This is a genomic window from Pseudomonas sp. G1002 (assembly GCF_013385455.1).
Taxonomy (GTDB): domain Bacteria; phylum Pseudomonadota; class Gammaproteobacteria; order Pseudomonadales; family Pseudomonadaceae; genus Aquipseudomonas.
In genome coordinates, this window is the sequence record NZ_JACAPY010000016.1 from 21,093 (window position 1) to 47,625 (window position 26,533).

Here is a 26,533-nt window from a genome sequence, read left to right on the forward strand (position 1 = left end):
TTGGGCTGCGAAGCGGCCCCAGAAAAAACGGGAGCGCTTCGCACTCCAACGGGGGACAAGCCCCCTCGCCACAACAGCATCCTTGCCACGAGACCCGTGTCAGGGTTTGGGGATCAACAACTCCCGCGTCCCGTCCTCGCGCTCAATCACCTCCCCCGGCAATTTCAAGCGCTGGTCATCCAGGTAGCGATAGTCCTGTCGCGCCGCCGCCAGTTGCCCCAGGTCCAGTTCAACGCTGAGCTGCCCTTCCCCGCGCCCGGCTTCAAACAGCAAGCTGCCGAACGGATCGACCAGCGCACTGCCACCGGCGAACATCAGGCCGTCGTCGCCCTCTTCCACTCGGTTGACCATCAGCGCGAACGCCTGGTTTTCCTGGGCGCGGGCCATGATCGCGGTGCGGTGGGTGGGGCCGTACGGGTCCATGTTGCCGTTGGTGACGATCAACACTTCAGCGCCCAACTGCGCCAGGGCCCGGGCGGTTTCCGGGAATTCGATGTCGTAGCAGATCAACAGGCCAACTCGCACGCCGTTCCACACGCAGGTGGCGTAGCGGTCACCCGGGGTGAAGACGCCGCGGTCCGAGGCCCACAGGTGGGTCTTGCGATAGCGCAGGGCGATGCCGTCCGGGGTGATCATCAAGGTGGTGTTATAGAATTGGCCCGCGTCGCTCTCGGCCATGCCGATGACCACGGCGATGTTGCGCGCGCGGGCGGCCTGAATAATCGCCTGCACGGTCGGGCCGTCCACCGGCTCGGCCACCTCGGCCACGGTGCCGGCGGTCGGGAAGCCCATCAGGTGGGTTTCCGGGAATACGACCAATTGGGTATCCGCCGCACACGCAGCAATTGCCGCCAACGCGCGCTCAAGGTTGTAAGCTGTGCCGTTATCGCGGCCTGCCAGCTGGGCAAATTCGACCTTCATGGTTATTCCTTGTTCTTTATCTGTGGCGCAGTATGCGCAGCCGCGAACACTCGGGAAATCACGCAGCCGGGTTAACCCTATGGGGGTAGATGCATGACATTGTCGCTGGAAGACATCGCCTGGCACCGTTCGGTGGGGCAGATGATAGACGCCCTGGACCAGCCGAATTTCTGGACGCAGCTTGTCCGGTTGCTGGACCAATATGTGCCGTTCGACAGTTGGGTGGTGTTGCTGTTCAGCAGCGAGCACAAACCCCTGGTGTTCGCCGAATGCCCGGGCCAGGACGGCGAACCCGACCATCTGTTCCAGGATTACCTCAACGGTTTATACCTGCTCGATCCCTTCTACATCGCCAGCCGCGAACACTCGCGCACCGGACTGTTTCGCCTGGCCGAAGTGGCCCCGGAGCATTTCGAGCTGACCGAGTATTACCAGCGCTACTTCCGGTTGAACGTGGTGGCCGATGAAATCCAGTTCAACTGCCAGCAACCGGACGGGCGAACCCTGTGCCTGTCCCTGGGCTCCAAACAGCGCTTTGACCCACAGCAGATTGCCCTGCTGTCGCTGATTCAACCGTGGGTACTGGGCTTGCTGCGCCAGCGCCTGCCCCATGAACTCAACCAGGTGAGCGCTCCGGAGCAGCCGATCCACAACGATGGCTGGGGCGCGCAACTCACCGCGCGCGAGCTGGATGTGGGCCGTTTGATGCTCAGTGGTTGCTCCAGCAAGGAAATCGCTCGTAAGCTGGAAATCTCTGTTGAAACCGTGAAAGTCCATAAGAAACACATGTACAGCAAGCTAGGGATCAAATCCCAGTCGGAGCTGTTCTCGATTTTTCTGCAGGCGCAAAACGCCTGATCGAGCCCTGTAGGAGCGAGCTTGCTCGCGAAAAACGTCAATGCACCGCGGTCATCCAGACAACCGCGCTATCGTTAACGACCTTCGCGAGCAAGCTCGCTCCTACAGGATAAAAACTAAGGAACCCTGTATGAGCCTGTCCTTGTTAAGCCGTTACGCGTTCTTTGCCGTCTGCGTCATTTTCACCCTCGCCAGCATGCCGTTTATCGAACACGAATGGCTGTGGCCGATCGCCGTGGTCACCGGCATCCTTAGCCTGATCGGCATTTTCGACCTGCTGCAAAGCCCCCACGCGGTGCGCCGCAACTACCCGATCCTGGGCAATATCCGTTACCTGGTGGAAGGCATCCGTCCGGAAATCCGCCAGTACCTGCTGGAATCCGACAGCGACGCCCTGCCCTTCTCCCGGGCCCAGCGCTCGCTGGTCTATTCCCGCGCCAAGAATGAAAGTGCCGACAAACCCTTCGGCACGCTGATCGACGTTTACCAGTCGGGCTTTGAGTTTATCGGCCACTCCATGCGCCCCGCGCCGCTGAGCGATCCCAGCGCGTTTCGCGTGATCGTCGGCGGCCCGCAATGCAAGCAGCCCTACTCGGCCTCGGTGTTCAACATCTCGGCCATGAGCTTCGGTTCGCTGAGCGCCAACGCGATTCGCGCGCTCAACCAGGGGGCCAAGCTCGGCAACTTCGCCCATGACACCGGTGAAGGCAGCATCAGCCCCTATCACCGGGAAAACGGCGGCGACCTGACCTGGGAGCTCGGCAGCGGCTACTTCGGCTGCCGCACCAGCGCCGGCCTTTTCGACCCGGAACGCTTCGCCGTGCAGGCGCAGAACCCGCAAGTGCGGATGATCGAAATCAAGATGAGCCAGGGCGCCAAACCGGGCCACGGCGGGATCCTGCCCAAGCACAAGGTGACCCAGGAAATCGCCGACACCCGCGGCATCATGATGGGCGAGGACTGCATCTCGCCGTCGCGCCACAGCGCGTTTTCCACTCCCATCGAAATGATGCACTTCATCGCCCAGCTGCGTGAACTGTCGGGCGGCAAACCGGTGGGCTTCAAGTTCTGCCTGGGCCACCCGTGGGAATTCATGGGCATCGCCAAGGCCATGCTCGAAACCGGCATCCTCCCGGACTTTATCGTGGTGGACGGCAAGGAAGGCGGCACCGGCGCCGCGCCGGTGGAGTTCACCGACCACATCGGCGTGCCGCTGCGTGAAGGCTTGCTGTTCGTGCACAACACCCTGGTGGGCTTGAACCTGCGGGACAAGATCAAGCTCGGCGCCAGCGGCAAGATCGTCAGCGCGTTCGACATCGCCAGCGTCCTGGCCATCGGTGCCGACTGGGCCAACTCGGCGCGGGGCTTCATGTTCGCCATCGGCTGTATCCAGTCGCAAAGCTGCCACACCAACAAATGCCCCACCGGAGTGGCCACCCAGGACCCGTTGCGCCAGCGCGCACTGGTGGTGCCGGACAAGGCCCAGCGCGTGTTCAACTTCCACCGCAACACGCTGAAGGCCCTGGCAGAAATGCTCGCTGCCGCCGGTCTCGACCACCCTTCACAACTGTCGGCCAAGCACCTGGTGCGGCGCATGTCGGCCACCGAGATCAAGTTGTTTTCGCAGCTGCATGTGTTCCTGAAACCTGGCGAATTGCTCACCGGCGAAGTGAACGGCGAGTTTTATTCGCGCATGTGGCAGATGGCGCGGGCGGACAGTTTTGAGCCGAATGAAATCGCCGCGGCCTGAGCCCGCACTGAACAACCCCGCTGAACCGGACCACCGAACGGCATCGTTGAAACAAGGAGCTTCACCATGCCGTTACTCGACTTCACCGCCCTTGCCGCCCAACTGCCGGACACCTGGAAATCCACCCGCGTGGGCCAGGTCGGCCCGGCGCGGATCAAGGTGCTGCGCATGGATGCACAGGCTTATGAAGAAGAAACCCACGACTACAACGAAGGGCTGTTGGTGATCGACGGCCTTTTGCGCCTGTCTATTGGCGAGGAGGCCATCGACGTCGGCGCCGGTCAGATGTACCTGGTTGAAGCCGGCATCGCCCACGCGGTACTCGCCGGCAGCCAAGGCACGCTGGTGATCATCGACGTTTAAACAAAGCGATGAGACATTCAGCAAAAAACTCAGCTTTGCAATTGCTTACAAATACCGCCAACCTGCGCCCGCCCGACGTACGGCTCGACTGAAGCCGTCGTCCACTTGTCATTACTAAACCCCTTGTTCAAGAGCCCGCTGCCATGTTGAACGGACGCGACCCGCGCATCGATTTTTTTCGGGGCCTGGCGTTGATCTTTATTTTCTGGGATCACGTGCCCCACAACCCTCTGGGCCAGATCACCTTGCGCAACTTCGGTTTCAGCGACGCGGCGGAAGTCTTCGTGTTCCTGGCCGGTTATGCGGCCGTGCTGGCCTACGGCAAGATCCTGCAGCGCGACGGTTATCTGATCGCCTGCGTGAAGATCTGGCGGCGCACCTGGGTGCTGTACGTGGTGCACATCTTCCTGCTGGCGATGCTGATGGGCATCGTGTTCTTCGCCAACAGCCATGTGGAAACCCGCGACCTCGTTGAAGAGATGGGCCTGACGCACTTCGTCACTCATCCCCAGCAAGCCCTGGTGGATGAACTGTTGCTGCGCTTCAAACCCAACCTGATGGACCCGTTGCCGCTGTACATCGTGCTGCTGGGTTGCCTGCCGCTGGTGTTGCCGTTGCTGTTGCGCAAGACCTCGGCGGTGGTGGCTGTTTCGCTGGCGGTGTACTTGCTGGCGCCGCACCTGGGCTGGAACCTGGCGGCGATTGCCGACGGCGTGTGGTATTTCAATCCGGTGACCTGGCAGTTGCTGTTTGTGCTGGGCGGCGCGGCGGCGATTCATGCCGGGCAACCCCGCCCTGTCGAGACTCGGCGCCTGTTGCGTCAGCCATTGTTCGTCGCTGCGGCGGTGTATGCGCTGTTGGCGGGGGTTCTCACGCTCTCGTGGCGCTGGCCGGAAATCCACGACGCGCTGATGCCGTCGGCGCTCAGTGACCTGCTGTACCCCATCAGCAAGACCGACCTGTCGCCCGTGCGTTTGCTGCACTTCCTGGCCCTGGCCTATGTCACCGCCAAGCTGCTGCCTGGCCGCGAATGGACGCAGAACTGGTTGGCCCGACAAACCTGCCGTATGGGGCGCTACTCCCTGGAAGTGTTCTGCCTGGGGGTGCTGCTGGCGCCACTGGCAGACATGATCAATGCGATCACCGGCGATGCCTTCGCCATGCAGATTTTCACCGCACTGGTAGGCGCCGGGTTGATGGCGTTGCTGGGGGCCTGGCTGGACTTGAACAAGCGGCTCACGCAACCGGCGCGCGTTGCCACCGCCTGAAAAACAAAAAGCCCCGTAAGGGGCTTTTTGTTGAGCGCAGGAAACTCAGCTCGCGGTGCGTGCCGCCGCTTGAGTCGGCTGCAACTTGAACACGTAGAACAACACCGTCAGCAGCACCAGGAACACCGGCCCCACGTAGAGCGCCACACGGGTGTCCGGGAAGTACGCCATCAGGCCCACCACCAGCACCAGGAACGCCAAGGCCAGGTAGGAGCTGACCGGGTACAGCCACATGCGGTATTTAAGGCCGTCACGTTCGGCCTGGGTCAGGCTCTTGCGGAACTTGAGCTGGGCCAGGAGGATCATCAGCCAGGTCCAGATCGCGCCGAAGGTAGCGATGGAAGTGACCCAGACGAAGACTTTTTCCGGGACCATGTAGTTGAGCAGCACGCCCAGCAACAGCACGAAGATCGACAGCAGCAGCGCCTTGCGCGGCACGCCGTTGCTCGAGGTGGTACCGAACGTGGCCGGGGCCTGGCCGTTCTGCGCCAGGCTGTAGAGCATGCGCCCGGTGCTGAAGATACCGCCGTTGCACGACGACAACGCCGCGGTGATCACCACGAAGTTGATGATGCCGGCGGCGGTCTTGATACCCAGGCGCTCGAAGGTCATCACGAACGGGCTGCCCTGGGTGCCGATTTCGTTCCACGGGTAGATCGACAGGATCACGAACAACGCACCGACGTAGAACAGCAGGATGCGCCAGAACACCGAGCCGATGGCACTCGGGATGGTCTTCTGCGGGTTCTTCGCTTCACCGGCGGTGAGGCCGATCATCTCCACGCCCAGGTAGGCGAACATCACCATCTGCAGGGACATCAACACACCCTGCACGCCATTGGGCATAAAGCCGCCGTGGGTCCACAGGTTGGAAATGCCCAGGGCCACGCCATCGTTGCCAAAGCCGAACGCGATGATGCCGACGCCGCCGATCACCATGGCGATGATGGTGACGATCTTGATCAGTGCGAACCAGAACTCGAACTCACCGAAAGCCTTGACCGCGATCAGGTTGATGGTGCCCATGCTGATCAGTGCTGCCAGGGCCCAGATCCAGCGGGGTGTATCGGGGAACCACACGCCCATGTACACGGCGACGGCCGTGATTTCTGCCACGCAGGTCACCAGCCACAGGAACCAATAGTTCCAGCCGGTGAGAAAGCCCGCCAGCGGGCCGAGGTAATCCTGGGCGTAGCGGCTGAACGAACCGGCCACCGGGTTGTGCACGGCCATCTCGCCGAGGGCGCGCATGATCACCAGGATCGCCAGACCGCCGATAATGTACGACAGCATGATCGCCGGGCCGGCCATTTCAATGGCCTTGGCCGAGCCTAGGAACAGGCCGACGCCGATGCATGCACCGAGGGCCATCAGGCGAATATGCCGTTCGCCGAGTTCGCGTTTCAGCGGACCGCCCTGAGCGGTCTCGCCGTGGGGCAGATGATTGCCAGCTGGCATAGGGATACAACCTCGTCTTGTTATTGGATATGAGCCACCGAGTCCGGGGCGTCATGGCGGGTCTGCCATGGCGTACCGTTGCCGGATCACCTTTTGGGTAAAACGGTCTGGCCGGGCCAGATCAGCGGGGGTGCAGTATAAAAAGCTAAACTCAGGGGTTTTCACTCTATAAACGGCAAGATTCAGCGGGAACTCTCGGTAAAGGCGCCTTTTGCGGAGGAGCATCACCTGGTTAGCGTAGGAATCATCGCCACCAAACGGCGGCGAGTATTGCACGGTAATGGTGCAGCGTCATGCCCCTACCTTTGGCGGGTTTACGGGTGGGGGAGGCTCTAGCTCGACGGTTCGGGGTTATGTGGCGGGGTTATCTGTGACGAGCGGGCTTGTCTGTGGCGAGGGGGCTTGTCCCCCGTTGGGCTGCGTAGCAGCCCCAAAACCTGCCATAAGTTCTATCCAGAAAATGCGGTGTCTTTACTGGGGCTGCTGCGCAGCCCAACGGGGGACAAGCCCCCTCGCCACAGACAAGCCCGCTCGCCACAAATCTACCTTCGAGAAACACGCCGACACTGAACTGCAAGAGAGCACTCCACAGCAGCTGCTAACGTCAATTGACTACTTCCCCTCAAGGAGCAAAGGAATGCTTCATCAACCCAACTCTCATCTGTTACGCCGTGGTCGACATTCAGAATCTGGCCGTCCTTATCTGATTACCGCCGTGGTTCACAACCGGCAACCCCTGTTCAAAGACTTCCATTTGGGAAGACTACTGGTAGCAGAATTCAGGAAGACCCATGAATTGGGAATGGTCGACTCTCTGGCATGGGTCGTCATGCCTGATCACTTTCATTGGCTATTTGAGCTGCAAGGCACAACGTTGTCGCAGGCTGTGGGACGTACCAAATCCCGCAGCACCCTCACCATTAATCGCGCACGCGGCAGCAAAGAACGATTCTGGCAACTTGGCTACCATGACCGAGCAGTGCGTAGCGATGAAGACCTTCGCAAAATTGCCCGCTACATCATCGCCAATCCTCTGCGAGCGGGCCTGGTCGAACATATTGGTGACTACCCACTATGGGACGCAGCCTGGCTCTGATTTTTCCTGTGTGGAGAGGGCTTGTCTGTGGCGAGGGGGCTTGCCCCCCGTTGGGCTGCGCAGCAGCCCCAGTAAACACACCGCATTTCTTCAGGAAGATCTTCATGGCAGGTTTTGGGGCTGCTGCGCAGCCCAACGGGGGACAAGCCCCCTCGCCACAAACAGCATCACACTCACAAATCCCCCCCACTCGCCCACCACCGTCTAAGCTTCAACCAAGTCCGATCAATCTACGTAAATGGATCAATCGACTATGGGCGCTTTATGGCAAAACGCTTCGACCAAGGCTGCGGTATCCACCGATAGCCCGGATGAACAGCCGTTGCCACAAAGCCCTCCTCCCCGCCGACGGTTGTGGTGGCGGCTGTTCTGGCTGGTGCTGCTGATTGCGCTGATCGCCCTGGGCTTTGCCGCCCTGCGGGAAATGCGCACTTCAAGGTTGCAGGCCAAAACCTTCTCCGACATTGCCTCAACCCTCACCTACCAAATGCATTCGGGCCCCAGCGATGCGCGGGTTTACCCTGGCGCCGGGCCCTTTGACAAGCGCCTGGGCTACAGCGCCCTCGGCGAGTTCCTGCCGCGCTTGATCAAGCGTGACTACCTGATCCAGGCTCAAGCGCGCTTCTCTCCCGACCTGATGGCCTACGCCCAGCGCGGCCTGTTCGTGCCCTACCCGGAAAAGATCCAGGCCGGCCTGACCATCACCGATTGCCGCGCCGCGCCGCTGTATCAGTTCACGTATCCACAACAGTTCTACCCAAGCTTTGCGGCGATCCCGCCGGTGGTGGTCAGCAGCCTGCTGTTTATCGAAGACCGCGACCTGCTGGACCCGAAAAACCCGCAACTCAACCCGGCCGTGGATTGGCCGCGCTTTGCCAAGGCCGCCTGGTCCCAGGTGGCGAAGCTCTTGCACCTGCCCGGCCAGACGGCAGGCGGCAGTACCCTGGCCACGCAGCTGGAAAAATACCGCCACTCGCCCGACGGCCTGACCCTGTCCGGCGGCGAGAAAATCCGCCAGATGATTTCTGCCAGCGTGCGCGCGTATCAGGACGGCCCGCAAACCCTTGCCGCTCGCCAGGACATCGTGCGCGACTACCTCAACAGCGTGCCCCTGTCGGCGGTACCCGGCCATGGCGAAGTGCACGGCATGGCCGAAGGCTTGCGCGTTTGGTACGGCGCCGACTTCAACCAGACAAACGCGCTGCTCATCGGCACCGACCCCAAACAGCTGCCGCAAAAGGGTCTGGCGTTGCGCGAGGTGCTGTCGCTGATGATCGCCCAGCGTCGCCCGTCTCACTATCTGTCCAAGGGCCACAAGGAACTGGCGGACCTCACCGACAGCCACATCCGCCTGCTCGCACAAAACAACGTGATCGACCCGGCGCTGGCCAGCGCAGCCCTCGCCAGCAAAGTCACCTACCGTGACTGGCAGCAACAACCGACGATCCAGCCAATCGAAACCAACAAGGGCATCAGCGTCGCCCGCACTCGCCTGGCCGCCCTGCTCAACCAGCCGCTGTACGACCTCGACCGACTCGATCTCTCTGCCACGAGCACCTTGCAAGCCGACCTGCAAAGCCAGGCCAGCACGTACCTCAAGCAACTCGCCGACCCCGCCTTCGCCGCGCAGATCGGCCTGCTCGGGCCCACGCTGCTGACGCCCGCCAGCACCGCTCAGGTTCGCTACAGTTTCAACCTCTACGAGATGACACCCGACGGTGCCCGCGTGCGCGTGCAAACCGACAGCACCGACCAGCCATTCGACATCAACGAAGGCAGCAAGCTGGAACTGGGTTCAACCGCCAAGCTGCGGGTGATGACCACCTACCTGCAAATCGTCAGCGAGTTGCACGACAAATACGGCGCGATACCCGCTGCCCAACTGCGCAAGATTCCGGTGGACGACCAGGACCGCATCACCCGCTGGGCCCTCGATTACCTGATCCAGAACAGCGACCGCAACCTGCCGGCCATGCTCGACGCCGCCCTCAATCGCCAATACTCGGCCAACACCGGCGAAGGCTTTTTCACCGGCGGCGGCATGCACCACTTCCACAACTTCCGCAGCCAGGACAACGGCCGCAATCCCACCTTGATCGAGGCCCTGCGCGAGTCCATCAACCTGCCGTTCATTCGCTTGATGCGCGACCTGGTGCGCTACACCACCTACCAGGGCCCGAACAACAGCGCCGAGTTGCTCAAGGACGACAACGACCCGCGCCGCCAGGAATACCTGGCCCAGTTTGCCGACCGCGAGGGCACTACGTTCCTGCTCAAGTTCTGGAAAAAGTACCGCAACAAAGATACCCAGGCGCGCCTCGATACTTTCCTCGATGGCATGCACCCCACCGCCATCCGCCTGGCCGCCGTACACCGCTACCTGCTGCCCAACGCCAGCCAGGCGAGTTTCAACAGCTTCGTCCGCTCGCACTTGAGCAGCGTCAAAAGCCCTGAAAAACTCACCGACGAGCGCCTCGAAAAGCTCTACCAGAATTACGGCCCCGGCGCCTACGACCTGCCTGACCAAGGCTATATCGCCAAGGTTCACCCGCTGGACCTGTGGCTGATGGGCTACCTGCTGAACAACCCCGACGCCACCTTCACCCAGGCCACCGCCACCAGTGAACACGAGCGCCAGGAGGTTTACAGCTGGCTGTTCAAGAGCCGCCACAAGAGTGCCCGCGACAGCCGCATCCGCACCATGCTGGAGATCGAAGCCTTCCTCGATATTCACCAGCGCTGGCAGAAAGTCGGCTACCCCTTCGACCACCTGGTGCCGTCGCTTGCCACGGCCATCGGCAGCTCCGGCGACCGCCCGGCGGCCCTGGCGGAACTGGTGGGGATCATCCTCAACGATGGCGTGCGCCAGCCCACCCTGCGTATCGACAGCCTGCGCTTTGCCGCCGACACCCCGTACGAAACCCGCTTGGTCAACGACCCCAATCGCGGCAAGCGCGTGATGCCTTCCGAGGTGGCCACGGCACTCAAGGGGGCGCTGTCCCAGGTGGTGGACGCGGGCACTGCACGACGCGTGTCCGGCAGTTTCAAACTGGCGGACGGTACGCCTTTGGCCATGGGCGGCAAGACCGGTACCGGCGACAACCGGATCGAAGCCATCGGCGCCGGCGGGCGGATCCTCAGCTCCAAGGCGATCAACCGCACGGCGACCTTCGTGTTCTACATCGGCGAGCATCATTTCGGCACGCTGACCGCCTTCGTCCCCGGCGCTTCGGCCCAGGGTTTCAAGTTCACTTCGGCGTTGCCGGTACAGGTACTCAAGGGCATGGCGCCGATTCTTACGCCCTATCTGCAACCGGGCAACAACAGCTTATGCAGCGTGCGCTGATGGGCCTATCCCTGCGCTTTTCACTTGCGGATTACTGAGGGATCCGCCGCGGTTTCCACCCACTATTCAAACTTATCCGCAGCCGTGCCGGTGCATAGACTCAAGCCTTCTTTTTGAGCTCTACAGGTTGCCCCCATGGCCGACATACCCGACCAGTCCCTGCACCACGCGTTTATCGAAAACGCCCTGCCGCACTGGCTGAAAACCACCTCGCCACTCCGCCTGCGCGCACTCAACGACGTCGCCCGCCAAGGCATCCGCCACTATCCCCATGCCAGCGCCAGCCAGCATCAAGCGCTCAAGCCCGCGATCGCCGCACACTGGCAGCAGCAGGCTGCGATGGACCAGCGATTCCAGGCATTGACCGACGTGTATGCCTTCGCCGAACCGCTGCTGAAAAATGCCTTGAAGGCCTATGGCGAGATCGACGTCAGAACCACCTGCCTGCGGCTGTATGCCAGCGCCAAAGTTGCCTGGTGGGTGCACGATTTCAATCGTGGGGAGCAAAGCAAAACCCTGTCGCTGCTGGACGTCGCGCTGGCCAACTTTGCCGCCTCGGACACCTTCGTCGACTACGCCTTCCTGTCCGCCGAAGACCCACGCGGGCAGCGGGATACACTGACCTTGCGCCACTCCATCACCGGCGCCGTATTGACCGCTGAACAGTTCAAGCACATCTGCCGCACCCTGGACCTGGGCGCCCGCTACCAGAAAAGCCTGCGCCAGGCCCTGGGGTTCTATGACCCGGCGGTGACCCGGGCCGTGCGCCTGCAGATGATTGCCACTCAGAAGACTGCCCTGGGTACGGCGGCGCACCTGGCCTTGATCAACCGGGACATCGACGCCGATGCCCACGGCGCCGTGCTCGACTTGATCGCCGGCCGCGTCGCGCTGCTGGACGGTCAGGCGCTTGGATGCCATACCCTGAGCCTGATGAACACGGCATTGACCGGCATCCTGTTGCTGTTTGTCCCGCAGCCCACCCGACCCGTCGGCAAGGTGCTGGTGTACATCCCCGCAGACCCCGAACACCCTCTGAAGCAATACCCTTCGCCTGCGGCCTTCCTCAGCCACCTCACGGAAAAACTGCGGGACAGCCAGCGCTACCAGACCTTCTTCAGCCAGTTCATCGACCACGCCAGGCGCGGTGAATTCTTTGCCGGGCTCAATACACGCTTGAGCCGTGTGCGCTGGCATCAAACCGCCCACACCGACCCGCGTCCCAGCTGGCGCGACACCCCGACCACCCAGCCAAACCTGCAATTCAGCGTGCAGGCTATCGGTGACGATCACGTCAATCGCTCAACGCTCGCCGCCGAAAATGACCTGTGGAATTACCAGTACCGCCTCAAGTTGAACAAGATCGTCAACGATGCCCGGGACATCGCCGTGCCCACCGCCACCGCCGACCGCCACGCGCGCTGGGCCTGGTGGGACAACCTGGAAAAAGTCCTCGGGGATATCTTCAATGCGGCGCTGCTGGTGCTGACACCCTTCGTGCCGCTGCTGGGGGAAGCGATGCTCGCCTACAGCCTGTACCAGATCACCGACGAGGTGTTCGAGGGGATTGTCGATTGGGCCCAGGGGCGTGGTGCCGAGGCGGCGGAGCAAGTGGTCGCGGTGGCCGACAGCGTGATCCAGTTTGCCTTGTTCGGTGCTGCCAGCCAGTTGGGCCATGTCGCACGGCTCAAGCTCAGCCCCTTCGTCGAAGGCTTGCGCCCGGTGGTGCGGCCCGACGGCAGCACGCGCCTGTGGCACCCGGATATTGCGCCCTATGCTGTGAAAAACCTCGACCAGCCGCCCATTGTCGACGGCCTGCACACCCATCGGGGCAAGCAGATCCTCGCGCTGCAAGGTGCTCACTTCGAAGTGCAGGCAGACCCTGAAACCGGCGACACGCGTATCGCTCACCCGGAGCGCGCCAACGCCTATCAACCCCTGGTGCGGTTCAACGGCGACGGCGCCTTCGTACATGAAGCCGAGCAACCGCGCACCTGGGACAGCGCCACGCTGATGCGCCGCCTGGGGCCGCGCACGGCGCCCTTCAGCAACCAGCAACTGCAGCAGATGCAACGCATCAGCGGTGCCGACGACGGTGTGCTGCGCAACCTTTACGTGCAAAACCGGCCGACCCCGCCGCTGCTGGAAGCGACCCTCAATCGCTATGAAGCCCAGCGCGCTGCCACACAGACCGTGCACACCATTCGCGCCGGCGCACCGCTGCCGCTGGATGCGACGTCCGCCTGGTTCGAGCAGACCATCACCGAGCTGCCGGGCTGGCCCCAAACCAAGGCATTGGAAGTATTCGTGCGCTCGGACAAGAGCGGTGACTCCCACAAGTACGCCAACCCGCAGGCATCGCCGGCCGACACGCTGCAATTGAGCCTGGCCGAGGTGATGTCCGGCGAGTTGCCGGCGCGGGTGCTGGAGTTTCTCGATGAGCCGTCGATCAGGCACCTGCTGGGCGGCGACGTGCCGCAAGCACTGCGCGTGCAAACCTTGCGCGATCAACTGGCGGACTCGGTGGCGCGCCAGACCGGTGACATCGCCGACTACATCCATCAGGCCCGCCAGGTCAGCGCCGATCCCCATGGACGCCGTTTGCGCGAGCAGGTCAGCCCGCTGGACCGGCCGCTGGCCGACACCCTGCTGGCCGGCACAACCCCGGCCGAACGGCAAACCCTGGACCACCACGTACCGCTGCGCCTGCTCAATCAAGCCAGGGAACTGAGCTTCGCCCAGCACAGTGTCCAGGCCTACGCGGGGTTCTTCCCGCCCTGGGCGATCACCGAAGGTACCGAACGCCTGGTGCTCAATACCCTCAAGCGCTACAGCGATGGCTTTGGCGACCTGCACCTGCAAATCCGCGATCGCCTGGTCAGCGGTACGCTGCGTTGTGAAGCCGGGCCGGCCGATGCCCGCCGGCGCCGGGTGCTGGTGCGCCAGAACGACATGGGCTACGAACTGTTCGATCAGCAGGGCCAGCGCCTGCATGGGCCGGATACCCTGTATGAATGCCTGTTGCGCGCGCTGTCCGAAGCGCAGCAACGTGAACTGGGCTACCGGCCCGGCCAGGGCGCCGGGCTCAAGCATTGGCTGATGGAAACCCTCGAACCCCTGGCCGAACGGCGCCGGGTGCTGGCCGAGCCACCGCTGCGCAGTACGGCAGATGTGCAGACCACCACCCTGCTCGGCGGCGCGGCCCTCGGCGGGTTGCGCCGCGCCCAGGAGCACCTGGGCCAGGCCCGCGCCCGGGAGGTGCTGGCCAGTCTGTTCCCGACCCTGGAGGAGGAACGCCTGCAGCGGTTCCTCAATGAGATCGGCCCGGGGCTGAACAACGATGTCCTCAATCGCCTGGTCCTGCAGCGGCACAACCTGTACCGGGAGCTGGAGCAATGGAAGCGCCTGCCCGGCCCCCATCCCAAAAACAGCCGCATGGCCCGGGAGGAAAAACTGCGTAAAAATATCATTGCGCACAAACTCTATCGCTGCTGGGAAGACCGCCTCGCCGAGCACCGCGACGACTTGGGCCAGGTGCAGAGCGGCGCGAGCCTGGACCTCAGCGCCCTCGACCTGCCCGGCAGCCTGCCGCTGCTGGGCAATGGTTTCGAGCACGTCACCCAACTGAAGCTGGCCAACTGCATGTTCAACGACAGCCAGTGGCCCTTTCTGCAGGCATTCCCGTCCCTGCGGGAGCTGGACGTCAGTGCGAACGAACTGACGCGGCTGCCCGAGCCCATCGCCAACATGCGCTACCTGCGCGACCTCAACGTGGGGGAAAACCAGATCACGCTGCTCAACGGCGACGTTGCGCGCCTGAAAAACCTCAAGCACCTGCGCAACCTGAACCTGTACCGCAACCCGCTGACGCAGCCACCGAACATCTCGAAAATGCCGCACCTGCGCCGCCTGTTCCTGAGCCGCACCCCCATCACCCAATGGCCCACCGGGCTGTTTGCCCACCCACGGGAGGAGGGTTTCCTGCTGGACCTGAGCCAAACCCGGATTGATCATGTGCCAGCGCTCATGGCCGATAGCGCCGAGGCCCGGACCGTCGCCCATACCCGCCTGGACCGCAACACCCTGCTCAACGACCAGCGCCTGCTATACGAGCAGTACCGCGAAGCGGCCGGCCTGGACCCCAACCGCAGCTATGAACCCCGTGGAGAGAGCGGCCCGTGGCTGGAACGGGTCAGGCCGCCGTTACTGGGCAGGCGCCAGGAGCTGTGGCAAGCGGTGGAGCGCGAGCACGGCTCCCAGGGTTTGTTCGAGGTGATCAAGGCCCTTGAAGCGCCCGACTTCTTCCAGCGGCCCCAGGACATGGACACCTATTGGGACAATCTTGAAACGTTGCGCGAGCGCGTCTGGCGTTTGCTGGAGGCGGCCCACAACGATACGGCGCTGCGTGAAAAGCTGTTCAAGATGGCCAGTTTTCCCGGCCTGTGCGCCGACGGCAGTGCACAGATTTTCAATGACCTGGGCATCGAAGTACTGGTCAGCGAAGCCCAGCGTTACTCCGCCTCGGCCAGCGAGCGCGAGGGCAAACTGGTGACGCTGGCAAAGGGCAATGCACGGCTCAAGCAATTGAACCGCATCGCCAGCGAGGACATTGCCCATCGGCTCAAACCCGAAGCCGAAGGCGGCCTCGGCCAATGGCTGCGTTCCCAACGACGGGAGGGCGTGATGGGTAACGTGGACGACGTGGAGGTCTACCTGAGCTACCAGACCTCCCTGGCCAAGCGCCTCGACCTGCCCTGGCTGTCGGAACACATGCTGTACCGCGACACCGGCGACGTAAAACCCACGCAGATCGAACAGGCCTACAGCACGGTGCTGGAGCTGGGCGAAGGCGATGGCCTGGTCAACCAGATGTTGCTGGAGCCCTATTGGGAACAGTACCTGCACGACCACCACCCGAACACCCTTGAGGCCAATGCCCGGCATTTCGACGAACAATGCGCACGCCTTGATGAACTGCAGGAAGCCCAGGCCAGGCTGGCCCAGGCCAACGGCTTACCCGCCGAGCAGAAGGAAGCGTTGAGGCTCACGCTGATCGGCCTCGCCGACGCCCTGGGTGTACCGCACCCGCAGGTGCTGACCGGGCAACCCATGACGGACGACAGCTACAACCTGCTGCTCAACGAACTGGGCTACCGCGAAAAACAATGGATGCGCGAGTTGACCCACCAGGCTTTGGAACGCCACAGCCAACAACGTAACCGCGTCACGCGCCAGGTCTGACCGTATGGGTGTGTCATGGCACCCCCATTACCAGTACGCCGCTGCCGTTCAACGGCCCCTCGACAGGCAGGGACCCCGCCTGCTTGACCAGGGCGAACGTTACAACGTCGCTCCCGGAACTGTTGGTGATACGGGTCAGGAACGAGCCATTGACTCGAACCGCAGTCCCCTGACGGACAAGGGCCGTGCCCACGTTCGGATTGCTCATCACCAGCGCATTGGCGTTGAACGAGGACGGCGTGCCTTTGTAGGTAATGGTGATCGGCGTGGTAATCCCCGGGTCCGGGCACCGGTAGGTGAGCGTGCGATCGGTACGAACGGTGGTTGATACGGGGTCGGTGCCTATCGCCCTCTGGTGCACGTTGCCGAAGTTGATTTCAATCGGTTGGTTATTGTTGATCGTGCACGACGACGGGGAGATGGTGAAGTCGTTGTTGGCGATGTACGTAAGCTGCAGGCTCGTGGAAAAGGAATCGTAGTTGTTGGTCTGGTCGAGACGTAACACGCCCAGAGTGTCACCTATTCGAATGTCGATCGGGTTGGTCGGGTTGTTGCGGATCAATATATAAGGGATGACATCGATCGGGATCGGAGACGTATTGTTAGGCATGGTCGCAATCCTGATACCCGCCTGGATAGGCGTGTTCCAATAACTGCCATTGATACGCAAGCCGGTCGTCTGGCTGACGAACTTCGGACCAGGCGACCAGGCCGGGCCGATCCTCGTCCCGGTGGCCCAGTAGTCCTGCCGTCCATCCGGGGTATAGCTGTCCGGTTCAAACCGGCATTCGATCCTCACCCCGGACAGGAGAATGCGCGGCTCATTCACCTCCAGCCGCACATTCACCGGAACCTGCAGGTTCAACGTCCCGCCAATGCTCACCCGTTGCCAATTGCCGCCATTGACCCGGCAATCAGCCGCTTTCACGGTCGTCGTGACGCCAGCCAGGGCAAGCAGCACAACGGCTCCAAATAGTCGTTTCATGTTGTTCTCTTTCATCCCATGCATAACGGTTTAGCGTTACGGATAATCCAGCGTAAACGTCGAAGTCACACGGTAGCTGCCGTGCCCGATGGTCTTGTCCCGCAGGGCATCCGGCTCACCCTGCACATAGGCCTTGAGCAGGATGACGTTGTTGCCGGGGCTCAATTTCTGTTCGTCGCCGACCTTGTTCACCGGCACCGGCTTGTCGCTCAGTGTCTCCAAACCCAGCCCGATACCAGAGGCACCGCTGCCACCGTCCAGCGCGAACAAACCGGGCAGCGCGCGGTTTTCCGCACCGTTGAACAGGATGGTCACCGAGTCGCTGATGGTGGTATTGCAGTCATCCAGGTGCAGGGTGAAACGTTTGCCCACTGAGCGCGTGTTGATGTAGAGGTGCTTGCTGGTCAGGTCCCACAGCTCCAGGGTGATGGCTTCATCGCCCGGGCGGATGGTGCAGGCCTGTTCCACCAGGTTGCCCTTGAACCTCAGGTTGTCCACCGCCTGCGCCGTGGCCGCCAGGCCGAAGGTCAGCAGCAGGACCAGGCCCTTATGAATCATTGCGTGTCGCATACACTCGACTCCTACTGGTATTCAGCCAACAGCGTGGCCACCGCCGTGAACCCTTGGGCCTTCAGGACCGAACCCGGCCGTTTGACCGGCACCACTTCCAAGGTCGGCGGTGCCGCCAGGCTGATGTCCAGCGGCGTGTTGAGGCGAAACGGCGCGTTGTTCTGGTACAGCCGAATGCCCAGGTCAGGCGCAGTGGTCTGCAGGGCCGCGTTATCAAAGCTTGTCTCTGCGCCCTTGACGCTCAACTTCAACAGCCACGGCAGCGTGGAGGCGCCGCAGCGGATGGTGTAGCCGACGGCCCTGCGATATTTCACGCCATCGACACGCTTGGTGCCGACATCCCCGAAATCGACTTCAATCGTGCTGCCCGAATCAATCGTGCAGGGCGGCGGCTCGTTCAGCGTTCCGTTGAACGTCAGGTTGGCCGACGCAGCACTGAAAAAGCCGAAGCAACACAAGCCGAGCAACGTTCGCTGTGGCCAACATTTCATTGATCGTTTCCTCATTATTGGTACTCGATCACGAGGGTGGCGGCGGTCGCAAATGCCCCGCCCGTCAGCGTGCTGCCTGCGCGCTTGACCGGCACCGCCTGCACGGCCGGAAAGGTCGGATGGGTAAACCTGAGCGGCGTGTTCAGCGGCCAGTCCGCCCCATTGGCGAAGAGCTTGACCCCCAGGTCGGTCTTGGGGGTCGAGAGCACTTTGTTATCAAACCCGGCTGCCGCGCCCTTGAGTTCCAGGGTCATCGCGTTGCTGTAAACGGGAGGACTGCAGGTGACGGTATACGGCACGTCCCGTCGATAATTCACGCCATCAATCCGTGACGTCAGCAGGTCATTGCCGAACGGCACATTCAGTGTGCCGCCGCTGTTAATCACGCACGGTGGAGGTGCAATGATGGTCGCGCGGATCGTCAGGTTGGTATCGGCCTGCACGCCCTGGCTGACCGCCCACAGCAGTCCCGCACCGATAAAAATGGCCCACGGGCCGGTTAACCTGGTCATTGTTCTGCCCTTACTCATAATTGAGCCTGAAATCCACCACGGCCCGGAATGCGCCGCTGGTCAGGGGTGCCGGGGTGCGCGTGGGCTGGACGTTCCAGGTCTGCGTGTTGCGGCCCAAGGGCAAGAACAATGGCTCCCCCCTTGAACCCAGCTGTACATCGCGCCCCTGGGAATCGGTCAGGCGCAGGCCCATCCCGGTGATGCCTTGCACCTTGACCAGCCGTGAATCGTCGGCATCGGCTGGTGCGATGAACGCCACCGAGAGCACCGGTTGATAAGCACTCCATGTCAGGTTCCCCGTGCGTTCACTGGCGATGCGGCCGGCGGTGCGCCGGCAATCCTCGAACAGCAGTTGAAAGGCCACGGAGGTCGCCTGGTCACCCGGCCGTTGCAACTGGCTGGCCGACACCGGGCCCAGGTCGATCGTCTGGTGCAGGGATGCCATCTCCAGGCTGCAGGGGGTTTCATGCATGGACCCGAGAATGTTGAGCATCCCGACCATGCCCTCCACATCCTCGTCATCCGCGGCGTGCGCCGGCCCCATCAGGGCCAGCAACAGACCGCCCAAGACCTTCACTGTGTGCAACTTCATGACGTTCTCCGGCAGCAGGCACTACTGATTGGCCACAGACAGTTGCGTGTTCACCTTGCATGTCTCGCCACTGCAGGTGAACGCCAGCAGCGGACGGCCACCGTAATCATTCACGTAGGACAAATAGGGGGTGGTGCCGAGCTCCTTGGCAGTCGGCCCCAGGGCCTGCGTGCCTTTGGGCGGGACCATCACCGGCTCGAAGCCCGGTATGGTCTTGCCGTCCTTGCTGCTGCGCGCATCCACCAGGGTCACGTAGTAAGGCGTGGGGTTATTCACCTGGTAGTGATCGCCTTGCCGGGTAAGGGTCAGCTTTTCCTGCCATGGGTTGGACAGGTCCTGCTGGGTGGGGGTAATTGCCTGCGGCCGGTAAAACAATTTGATCCGGGTTTGCAGGGCGATTTGCAGGGTGTTGGGCTTGTCGCTGCGCGGCGGAATTTCCCGCAGGTTGAAGTAGTAGACCGTCTCCCGATCCTGGGGCAGCGATTTGGCGGCCGGCAACGCCTGGACTTTTACCTGGCTCTGCTTGCCGGGCTCCAGGCGTTGGACCGGTGGCAGCACGATCAACGGCGAGGTGATCTTGTTGCCCTCTTCATCCTCGATCCAGCCCTGGGCCAGGTACGGCAACTGGGGGTTGTTGTTGGTGATGTTGACGCTGGTTGCGTCTTTGCCACCGTCGAAAATCACGCGGGTACGGTCCAGGCCGACAGCGGCGTTGGCGCTCTGGCTCAAGACCGCCAGCAGCAGTGCGTAGGTAAAACGTATGTGGTGTTTCATGAGGATGGGTTCTCCATAGTGTTTCGCTGGCCGGTCAGGCTGGCTGGCTCGGGTGAGGCTTGATCGACGGCTACCCTCTGGCAGCGCAGTTGCAGGGCATCGGTGTACGCATCCGTTGGCAACTCGACAGGCAGCGTCAGGACACAACGCTCGGTGCCGCCCCAGCTGACGATCATCTGCTCGCCGGCCTGAATGCCGCTCAGGTAGACATCCCCGCCGTCATTCACCACCCCGGTGTCCTGCTGCTTGCGGTTTTTCACCGTGGCGCCGAAGGGCGGTGCGCTGCCATCCGGCAGGCGAAGAACCGCCATGGCCTTCTGGCCGGAAATCACTTCCAGGGATCGGTAGCCAATGGCCCCCTCGGTGAGGGTCAGTTGCGTCACGGATTGAGTGGCCTCGACATCGCTGGGCAATTTCTCCAAGTCAACACTGGCCGCCGTACGCTGGTAGCTGGTGATGTCGGAGATGACCGCCTTGCCGAACGCGTTGCTGCGGGTCGGCGTGCCGTAGCCCCGCACGGGCACATCGGGCACACCGGCGGTATCGACCAGCAGCCGGGTTCCGCCGGTACTGGTGGTTCGATGCAGCGCCCCGCCGTAAGGCGTGAGCGTGCCGCCGCCACGCACGGATGCGCTGAGGGTGCGGTTATTGCCTTGTTGCGTCGTGGCGCTGAGGTCGATGTCGGCCTGGTCACCAATATGGCTCAGGTAGCCGCTGGCCGAGGTGTCGCTGGCACTGACCTGGTAGCTGTTACGTTCATCCAGGCGATCGGCGTAGCGTGTGGTAAAGCTGTTTTTGCCGCCGGCCCTGTTGGCATCCATCGACAGGGTGCCGGTGGGTCCCAATGGCAGGCTGACCGTCAGCGCTGCTCCGTTGTCCTTATATTGGTATTCATGGGTGCGATATAAATTCAGCGACAGGCTCATGTTCCTGACAGAGCCCACGTTGAAGTAACGAGACGCCGACAGGTTCCAGCGCTGGGTGTCCGGCCGGTTCCAATAGGTTTGTTTGTTGTAGCTGGCATACACCGTGGTGTTCAGATCGCGGAACTGTTTGTTCACCGTGACCGTATACAGCGCCTTGTTACCGCCAATGGGTTTCCAGTGTTCAATGAAGTTACCGTCTTCATCGAACACGCCGCGCCCACCCAATTCACCGTTCAACCCATAGTGCCGAGCATCCAGGTATTGGCTCATGCTCAAGTAGTTCTTCTCGGAGAACCGGTAACCGGCGAAGGTGACCTGGCTGTCGTACTCTTCAAAGTTCTTGGAATATTGAAGGCGGTAGGATTTGCCCGAAAGTGTTTGGTTCCACAGGCTGGCGCGAGACTGGGTGACGTCCAGGGAAACGGCCCCGAACGCCAGCAAATCCCGCCCCGCCCCCACCGACAGCGCACGGTAGTTGTTATCCGTTATCGCACCGCCCAGCAGCGACCAACCATTGCTGATTCCCCAGGAAAATTCGCCGGTGCCGAAAAAGTCACCGTGGGAGTGGTACTGCAGGTTGGACGGTCGCCCGGCAGACAGCTTGTAACGAACCTGCCCGGGACGCGTCAGGTAGGGAACGCCTGCCGTATCGAGCTGGAATTTCTGTACCGAACCGTCCTGCTCCTCGACCCGCACATCCAGCGTGCCGGACACGGCGTCGTTAAGGTCCTGGATCCGAAAAGGGCCTGCCGCCACCAGCGTTTCATAGAGCACACGCCCCTGCTGGCTGATGACAACCTTTGCATTGGTCTTGGCCACCCCGACCACTTCCGGTGCATAGCCCCGCAGGTTGGGCGGCAGCTGGCTTTCGTCTGACTTGAGCCCGGCACCGGTAAAGCGGAAGCTGTCGAACAGGTCCGAATACAGGTAGTCCTCGCCCAACACCAGGCGTGCCTTCAGCGCAGGAATGGCGCGATATGCGTAATAGCGACTCCACTCCAGTTTTTGCCGGCTGGCCTGCGCCTCGCGGTCTTTCTCGACACGCCCTTGCCAATCCGCCCGCAGGCGCCAAGCCCCGGCATTGGCCCCGAGTGTGCCGTTACCGCTGAGGTCATTGCGCGTACCGTCACCTTTGCGGTAGCTGGACTGCGCCGTCATGTTGTAGTCGACCAGCAGCCCCGGCACCCCCTCGTCCCAACGTGACGGCGGGTCCCAGTTGATGGCGCTGTATTCCAGGTAGGCCTGGGGAAGGTTGATGTCCAGGGTGGACGTGCCCAGGTCGGCACTGACTTCCATGCCGGGCAAGCCCGTGACATCCAGGCACTGCCCGCCCTTCCACCACTTCAGCTGGTCAGCACCGGACGCCTTGAGGCCCAGTTGCTCGACAAGCTCGCGCGATAAACAGGGCACACTGCCTTTGGGATCATCATCGGGGGCAAAGAACGCCACCGATTGTTCAGATATAGGTTGGGTATTGAGCTGGACCACCATCGAGTAGGTGCCAGGCAAGATAAACCCACTGCGTGCAAACTGAGACAGGTCAATATTGGAGCGATCAATCAGATCAAGAACGTCGGTATTAAACTCAATATCCCCGGCGCCCATTGCAGTTCCAGCCAGTGATATCAACCCGCCAAAGAGGCTGGGGCGCAGCGTATTCATGACTTTCGACGTATTCAACATACACGCAACTCAATCTTCAAAAGTATTCCAACTTGAACCGCACTGCCGCGCGGTGAGCCCCTGCCAACAGCGGCACTCCGTTGCCCACCAGGCGGAGCCTGTAATGAAGTGTCATGTCGCCATCAACCACCGGCAGCAGCGCCATCGGCACTCCCGGCACACTCACCTGGCCAGCGGCGTCCTCAATATGGAAAGCAACCCCCTGCGAGGCCCCAAAGGCCGCAAAGGTGCGCCCGCCCATATCGCTGGGCCCGTCGAACGTCACGCGAAGATGCTCCCAGTCCGGCAGCGTTTCGCCGGGGCGCAGCGGGTCGGGACGCGTCACGGTGCAGTTGACCAGCCGTAGCTGGAACGGCTGCATTTGCCCCGCGCCCTCTCGCAACAAGCGGCCGATGGGTTCGGGAGGCATGTCGATGGTCTGATCGGCAGTGACCGCTTCCAGCCCGCAGGCCGAGTCGATGATCTCGCCTCCCAGCGTGACGAGCCCATCGCCTTGCACACGCGTCTGCGCGGCATCACAAGGGCTGATGAACAACGTCAATGAAGAGGCAATAGCGAGACTTATGAATGTTTTCACCTTGATCTCCCGCCAGTTTTCCCCCGCCACCAGTGGTGGCGGGGGAAACACTTACTGATAAGCCAAGGTGAAGTTGGTGACCGCGCTGAAATCACCAGGAACGATGTCGCCTGTCGCCTGGCCTTGTACGTAGGCGCCGAACTGCAGGGTGTTATTACCGGCAACAATGGCCTGCGGAGTGGTTGGCACGCCCAGCTCAATCGCTTTGCCGCCGTGGGTCATCATGATGCCGATGCCGCCCGCGCTGCCGACTGTGCCGATGCCGCCAGGCACAACGCTGGACGGTGCACCGGTGAAGGTAGTGGTCACGGTGTTATCGGTGAGGCCAGACAGGTCGCACCCTTCAAGCTCGATCGCCACGGGGCGGGCGGTGGACTTGCCGCCGGATTGCAACTGATGCTTTGCAATAGCGCCAAGTGCAACTGACTGATCCACAGACTCAGGCTTGATAGAGCAAGCACCCGAATGGACCGAACCGGTAAATGTAATCGTCCCGTCCGCCGCATTAGCAACAGAGATCGAACCCGCCAACAGGCCGACAGTCAACAGCGCAGCTTTTACTTTAGTCTTCATTTGCAGAGGCTCACATGTATTAAAAATCAAAACAAAATCCTGGCTTAGTTGCGCACAGGACTTAATTAACCCAGCGCCAGAACAATTTCCTGAAGCAATCGAAATCGGATGCTTTCCAATTACTTGTATTGCAATTCAGGAGTTCGTTCGAGGCCGGGCAATTATCCATTTCGATTTTGAATATGAAAGCCGGTCGATTCGCTTATTCACGTAGCCTTGTCACACCAAGACACATAGGAAAATTATGGCACTTTGCCAAAACTTTTGAATCAACCGTAAGAAACGGACTACATCAACTTAACGAGAATGATTTAGTGCAGAACAAGTCCGTAAGAATAGGATTACATATTATAAAAAACAACAGTAATTACTGGGGCGCGCCAACTAACAAGTTGGCGAATATGTCGAAAGGGTCAGTGCGCTGATCGGCCCGTTTCGAGTCCCGTCTCACAAGACGCGAGATGACCGTTCGTCTGCCGGGGTTGCGGCGGCAATAAGATATATCTTACGTTGTATCTAAACCAAACGAGAGCACCCGAAATGAGAGACCATCATTCACACCGCGACCCCGGTGACAGCCGCGACGGCTTCGACAAACGTCCAGGCCGCGAGCGCGGCGGCCGTGGCCCACGGGTCTTCGCCCCCGGCGACCTGAAACTGCTGCTGCCGGCGCTGATCGCCGAACAGCCGTGCCATGGCTACGACCTGATTCGCCGGATCGAGACCCTGTTCGACGGCGCCTACAGCCCCAGCCCCGGCGTGATCTACCCCACGCTGACCTTTCTCGAAGAAAGCGAACTGATTACCGGCGACGCCGAAGACGGAAAAAAACGCTACACAATCACCGACGCCGGTCGTCTCTTCTTAAGCGAACAGGCGGTTGCCCTCGAAGGCATTCGCATGCGCATGGATGTGAGCAAACGTTCGCTGCGGGGCCAGGACCGTCCGCCGGAAATCCACGAGGCGGTGCATAACCTGCGCCACGCCTTGCATTCGCACCACGGGCGCTGGAGCCCGGAAGAAATCGTTCGTGTCGCGGCGCTGCTCAACAGCACCGCCCAAGCCATTGCCGACGGGAAAGCTCAATGAATACCCAAGCCATCCACCGCGTGACCCACGAAATCAAACGCCGCCGCCTCGAAGTCCTGCGGGTGGTCGACATCACCCCGCGCATGCGCCGCATCACCCTGGGCGGGCCGGAACTGGCGGGCTTTATCAGCCTGGGCAGTGACGATCACATCAAGCTGCTGTTCCCACAGAACGCCGCCGAACAAGCGGCGCTGGACAGCCCCGACTTCAACCTGCGCGGCGACGGCCCGCAACCCGCCATGCGCGACTACACCCCACGCCGGTACGACCTGGACATCGGCGAGCTGGACATCGACTTCGTGCTGCATGGCGATGGCCCTGCCTCCACCTGGGCCGAGCAGGCCAAGGTCGGTCAGCACCTGCACATCGGCGGGCCGCGTGGCTCGATGATCGTGCCGGATATCTTCGACAGCTACCTATTGATCGGCGATGAAACCGCGATCCCGGCGATTGCCCGGCGCCTGGACGAATTGCCGGCGGGGCGCAAGGTATTGGCGGTGATAGAGATCGCCAATGCGGCGGAACAGCAGCCGCTGGCCAGCGCTGCCGAAGTGGAAGTGATCTGGGTGGTGCGCGGCCAGGATGACCTGCTCGAGACGGTGCAGAACCTGACGCTGCCGGGCGGTTCGCTGTACAGCTTTGTCGCCACCGAGAGCAAGCTCTCGCGCCAGGTACGGCGGGTGCTGCTGGACACGCACAACGTCAATGAGGCATTCCTCAAGGCCGTGGGTTACTGGCAACAGTGATCCCTGTAGGAGCGAGCTTGCTCGCGAAGAACCTGAGAGCGCCGCGTTAAACCAGACACACTGCGTTATCGTTAACGTTCTTCGCGAGCAAGCTCGCTCCTACAGATTTTATCCAGCCCCACCACCCCCAGAGCAATCAGCACAAACCCCACCAGAATCCCCCCGGCATTGATGAACACCTGTGGATAACCCAGGGTGTCCACGTTAATGAACGGGTACTGATACAGCCCCCACACATACCCGCGCAACAACACATAGGCGAAGTACACCACCGGGTAAATCACCCACAGCCCGATGTGTTTGAGGCGCAGACTGCCCTTGGGCACGCACCACCACCAATACGCGACAAACACCAACGGCATCACATCGTGCAGCAACTCGTCCGCCACAAACTGCACCCCCGCAGGCTGCCACATGTGGCGCAACAACAGGCTGTAGGCGAGGCTGACCACGACAATGCTCACGGCAATCCCGCTGCTGACTACGGGCCCGAGGAAGAACCGGCTCGCCGCGGTTGGCCGTTGCACCCACGCATGGGTCAACACCACCGCCACCAGGGTGTTGGTGAGCACGGTGAAGAAGCTGAAGAAATTCACCAGGCCCGGCAACAGGCTGGCGCCATCGACCCAGCGGAAGTAGAAAATGATGTACTGCTGCAGCGCCAGGCCGGCCCAACCGCCGAGGGCTGCGAGGCCGATAAGGTGACGTTTCACC

General features: G+C 61.7%; 21 protein-coding genes. 9 read left to right on the forward strand and 12 right to left on the reverse strand.

Going from position 1 to position 26,533, the window contains the following annotated elements; genetic code table 11:
* Positions 1-99: 99 nt before the first annotated feature.
* Complete coding sequence (locus HX801_RS06315) at positions 100-921, reverse strand: carbon-nitrogen hydrolase family protein (protein ID WP_177021798.1); 822 nt, start codon at positions 919-921, stop codon at positions 100-102.
* A 93-nt stretch (positions 922-1,014) separates the two neighbouring features.
* Here HX801_RS06315 and HX801_RS06320 point away from each other — a divergent pair, with 93 nt between their 5' ends.
* The 4 genes from HX801_RS06320 (at position 1,015) to HX801_RS06335 (ending at position 5,160) form a co-directional block, all read left to right on the forward strand.
* Positions 1,015-1,779, forward strand: coding sequence for a LuxR C-terminal-related transcriptional regulator (locus HX801_RS06320; RefSeq protein ID WP_003216446.1), 765 nt, complete (start codon positions 1,015-1,017; stop codon positions 1,777-1,779).
* Positions 1,780-1,909: 130 nt separating this feature from the next.
* On the forward strand, positions 1,910-3,529 hold the full coding sequence (locus HX801_RS06325) for an FMN-binding glutamate synthase family protein (protein WP_003216444.1): 1,620 nt from the start codon (positions 1,910-1,912) through the stop codon (positions 3,527-3,529).
* 66 nt (positions 3,530-3,595) lie between these two features.
* Positions 3,596-3,892 (forward strand): cupin domain-containing protein, encoded by a 297-nt coding sequence (locus HX801_RS06330; protein ID WP_003216439.1) that lies wholly within the window; start codon positions 3,596-3,598, stop codon positions 3,890-3,892.
* 143 nt (positions 3,893-4,035) lie between these two features.
* Positions 4,036-5,160 carry an OpgC family protein gene (locus HX801_RS06335; RefSeq protein WP_008435548.1) on the forward strand — a complete coding sequence of 375 codons (1,125 nt, stop codon included), beginning with the start codon at positions 4,036-4,038 and terminating at the stop codon, positions 5,158-5,160.
* Between the two features lie 45 nt (positions 5,161-5,205).
* Here HX801_RS06335 and HX801_RS06340 read toward each other — a convergent pair whose 3' ends face one another.
* The gene (locus tag HX801_RS06340; protein WP_003216436.1) at positions 5,206-6,618 is read right to left on the reverse strand and encodes an amino acid permease; all 1,413 of its coding nucleotides are present in this window, start codon (positions 6,616-6,618) and stop codon (positions 5,206-5,208) included.
* Between the two features lie 637 nt (positions 6,619-7,255).
* Here HX801_RS06340 and HX801_RS06345 point away from each other — a divergent pair.
* The 3 genes from HX801_RS06345 to HX801_RS06355 all read left to right on the forward strand — a co-directional run bounded on the left by HX801_RS06345 (position 7,256) and on the right by HX801_RS06355 (position 16,301).
* On the forward strand, positions 7,256-7,714 hold the full coding sequence (locus tag HX801_RS06345) for a transposase (protein WP_032899435.1): 459 nt from the start codon (positions 7,256-7,258) through the stop codon (positions 7,712-7,714).
* Between the two features lie 253 nt (positions 7,715-7,967).
* On the forward strand, positions 7,968-11,060 hold the full coding sequence (locus tag HX801_RS06350) for a transglycosylase domain-containing protein (RefSeq protein WP_177021799.1): 3,093 nt from the start codon (positions 7,968-7,970) through the stop codon (positions 11,058-11,060).
* 135 nt (positions 11,061-11,195) lie between these two features.
* Positions 11,196-16,301, forward strand: a complete 5,106-nt coding sequence (locus HX801_RS06355) for an NEL-type E3 ubiquitin ligase domain-containing protein (RefSeq protein ID WP_177021800.1) — start codon at positions 11,196-11,198, stop codon at positions 16,299-16,301.
* Positions 16,302-16,314: 13 nt separating this feature from the next.
* Here HX801_RS06355 and HX801_RS06360 read toward each other — a convergent pair whose 3' ends face one another.
* Genes HX801_RS06360 through HX801_RS06400 form a run of 9 tightly spaced genes read right to left on the reverse strand, consistent with a single transcriptional unit; the run spans position 16,315 to position 23,984 of the window.
* Positions 16,315-17,286, reverse strand: a complete 972-nt coding sequence (locus HX801_RS06360; RefSeq protein WP_008435561.1) for a fimbrial protein — start codon at positions 17,284-17,286, stop codon at positions 16,315-16,317.
* A 36-nt stretch (positions 17,287-17,322) separates the two neighbouring features.
* On the reverse strand, positions 17,323-17,856 hold the full coding sequence (locus HX801_RS06365) for a fimbrial protein (protein ID WP_087692798.1): 534 nt from the start codon (positions 17,854-17,856) through the stop codon (positions 17,323-17,325).
* An 11-nt stretch (positions 17,857-17,867) separates the two neighbouring features.
* Positions 17,868-18,347: a fimbrial protein gene (locus HX801_RS06370; RefSeq protein ID WP_003216426.1), complete on the reverse strand. Its 480-nt coding sequence runs from the start codon at positions 18,345-18,347 to the stop codon at positions 17,868-17,870.
* Between the two features lie 14 nt (positions 18,348-18,361).
* Entirely contained in the window at positions 18,362-18,859 is a 498-nt protein-coding gene (locus HX801_RS06375) for a fimbrial protein (RefSeq protein ID WP_003216424.1), read from the reverse strand.
* Positions 18,860-18,869: 10 nt separating this feature from the next.
* On the reverse strand, positions 18,870-19,451 hold the full coding sequence (locus tag HX801_RS06380) for a fimbrial protein (RefSeq protein WP_003216422.1): 582 nt from the start codon (positions 19,449-19,451) through the stop codon (positions 18,870-18,872).
* 21 nt (positions 19,452-19,472) lie between these two features.
* Positions 19,473-20,225 carry a fimbria/pilus periplasmic chaperone gene (locus HX801_RS06385; RefSeq protein ID WP_008435565.1) on the reverse strand — a complete coding sequence of 251 codons (753 nt, stop codon included), beginning with the start codon at positions 20,223-20,225 and terminating at the stop codon, positions 19,473-19,475.
* Positions 20,222-22,834, reverse strand: coding sequence for an outer membrane usher protein (locus HX801_RS06390; RefSeq protein WP_177021801.1), 2,613 nt, complete (start codon positions 22,832-22,834; stop codon positions 20,222-20,224). The genes HX801_RS06385 and HX801_RS06390 overlap by 4 nt, the downstream gene beginning before the upstream one ends.
* 16 nt (positions 22,835-22,850) lie before the next feature.
* Positions 22,851-23,411 (reverse strand): fimbrial protein, encoded by a 561-nt coding sequence (locus tag HX801_RS06395; RefSeq protein ID WP_023659209.1) that lies wholly within the window; start codon positions 23,409-23,411, stop codon positions 22,851-22,853.
* 51 nt (positions 23,412-23,462) lie between these two features.
* Positions 23,463-23,984 (reverse strand): fimbrial protein, encoded by a 522-nt coding sequence (locus HX801_RS06400; RefSeq protein ID WP_023659208.1) that lies wholly within the window; start codon positions 23,982-23,984, stop codon positions 23,463-23,465.
* A gap of 540 nt (positions 23,985-24,524) precedes the next feature.
* On the opposite strand from HX801_RS06400, the gene HX801_RS06405 reads away from it, so the two are divergent.
* Both HX801_RS06405 and HX801_RS06410 read left to right on the forward strand, forming a co-directional pair.
* Positions 24,525-25,073 carry a PadR family transcriptional regulator gene (locus tag HX801_RS06405; protein ID WP_003216412.1) on the forward strand — a complete coding sequence of 183 codons (549 nt, stop codon included), beginning with the start codon at positions 24,525-24,527 and terminating at the stop codon, positions 25,071-25,073.
* Complete coding sequence (locus HX801_RS06410) at positions 25,070-25,819, forward strand: siderophore-interacting protein (RefSeq protein ID WP_008435572.1); 750 nt, start codon at positions 25,070-25,072, stop codon at positions 25,817-25,819. The genes HX801_RS06405 and HX801_RS06410 overlap by 4 nt, the downstream gene beginning before the upstream one ends.
* A gap of 71 nt (positions 25,820-25,890) precedes the next feature.
* On the opposite strand, the gene HX801_RS06415 is transcribed toward HX801_RS06410, so the two are convergent.
* Positions 25,891-26,532, reverse strand: coding sequence for a Pr6Pr family membrane protein (locus tag HX801_RS06415; protein ID WP_177021802.1), 642 nt, complete (start codon positions 26,530-26,532; stop codon positions 25,891-25,893).
* Position 26,533: the final 1 nt, after the last annotated feature.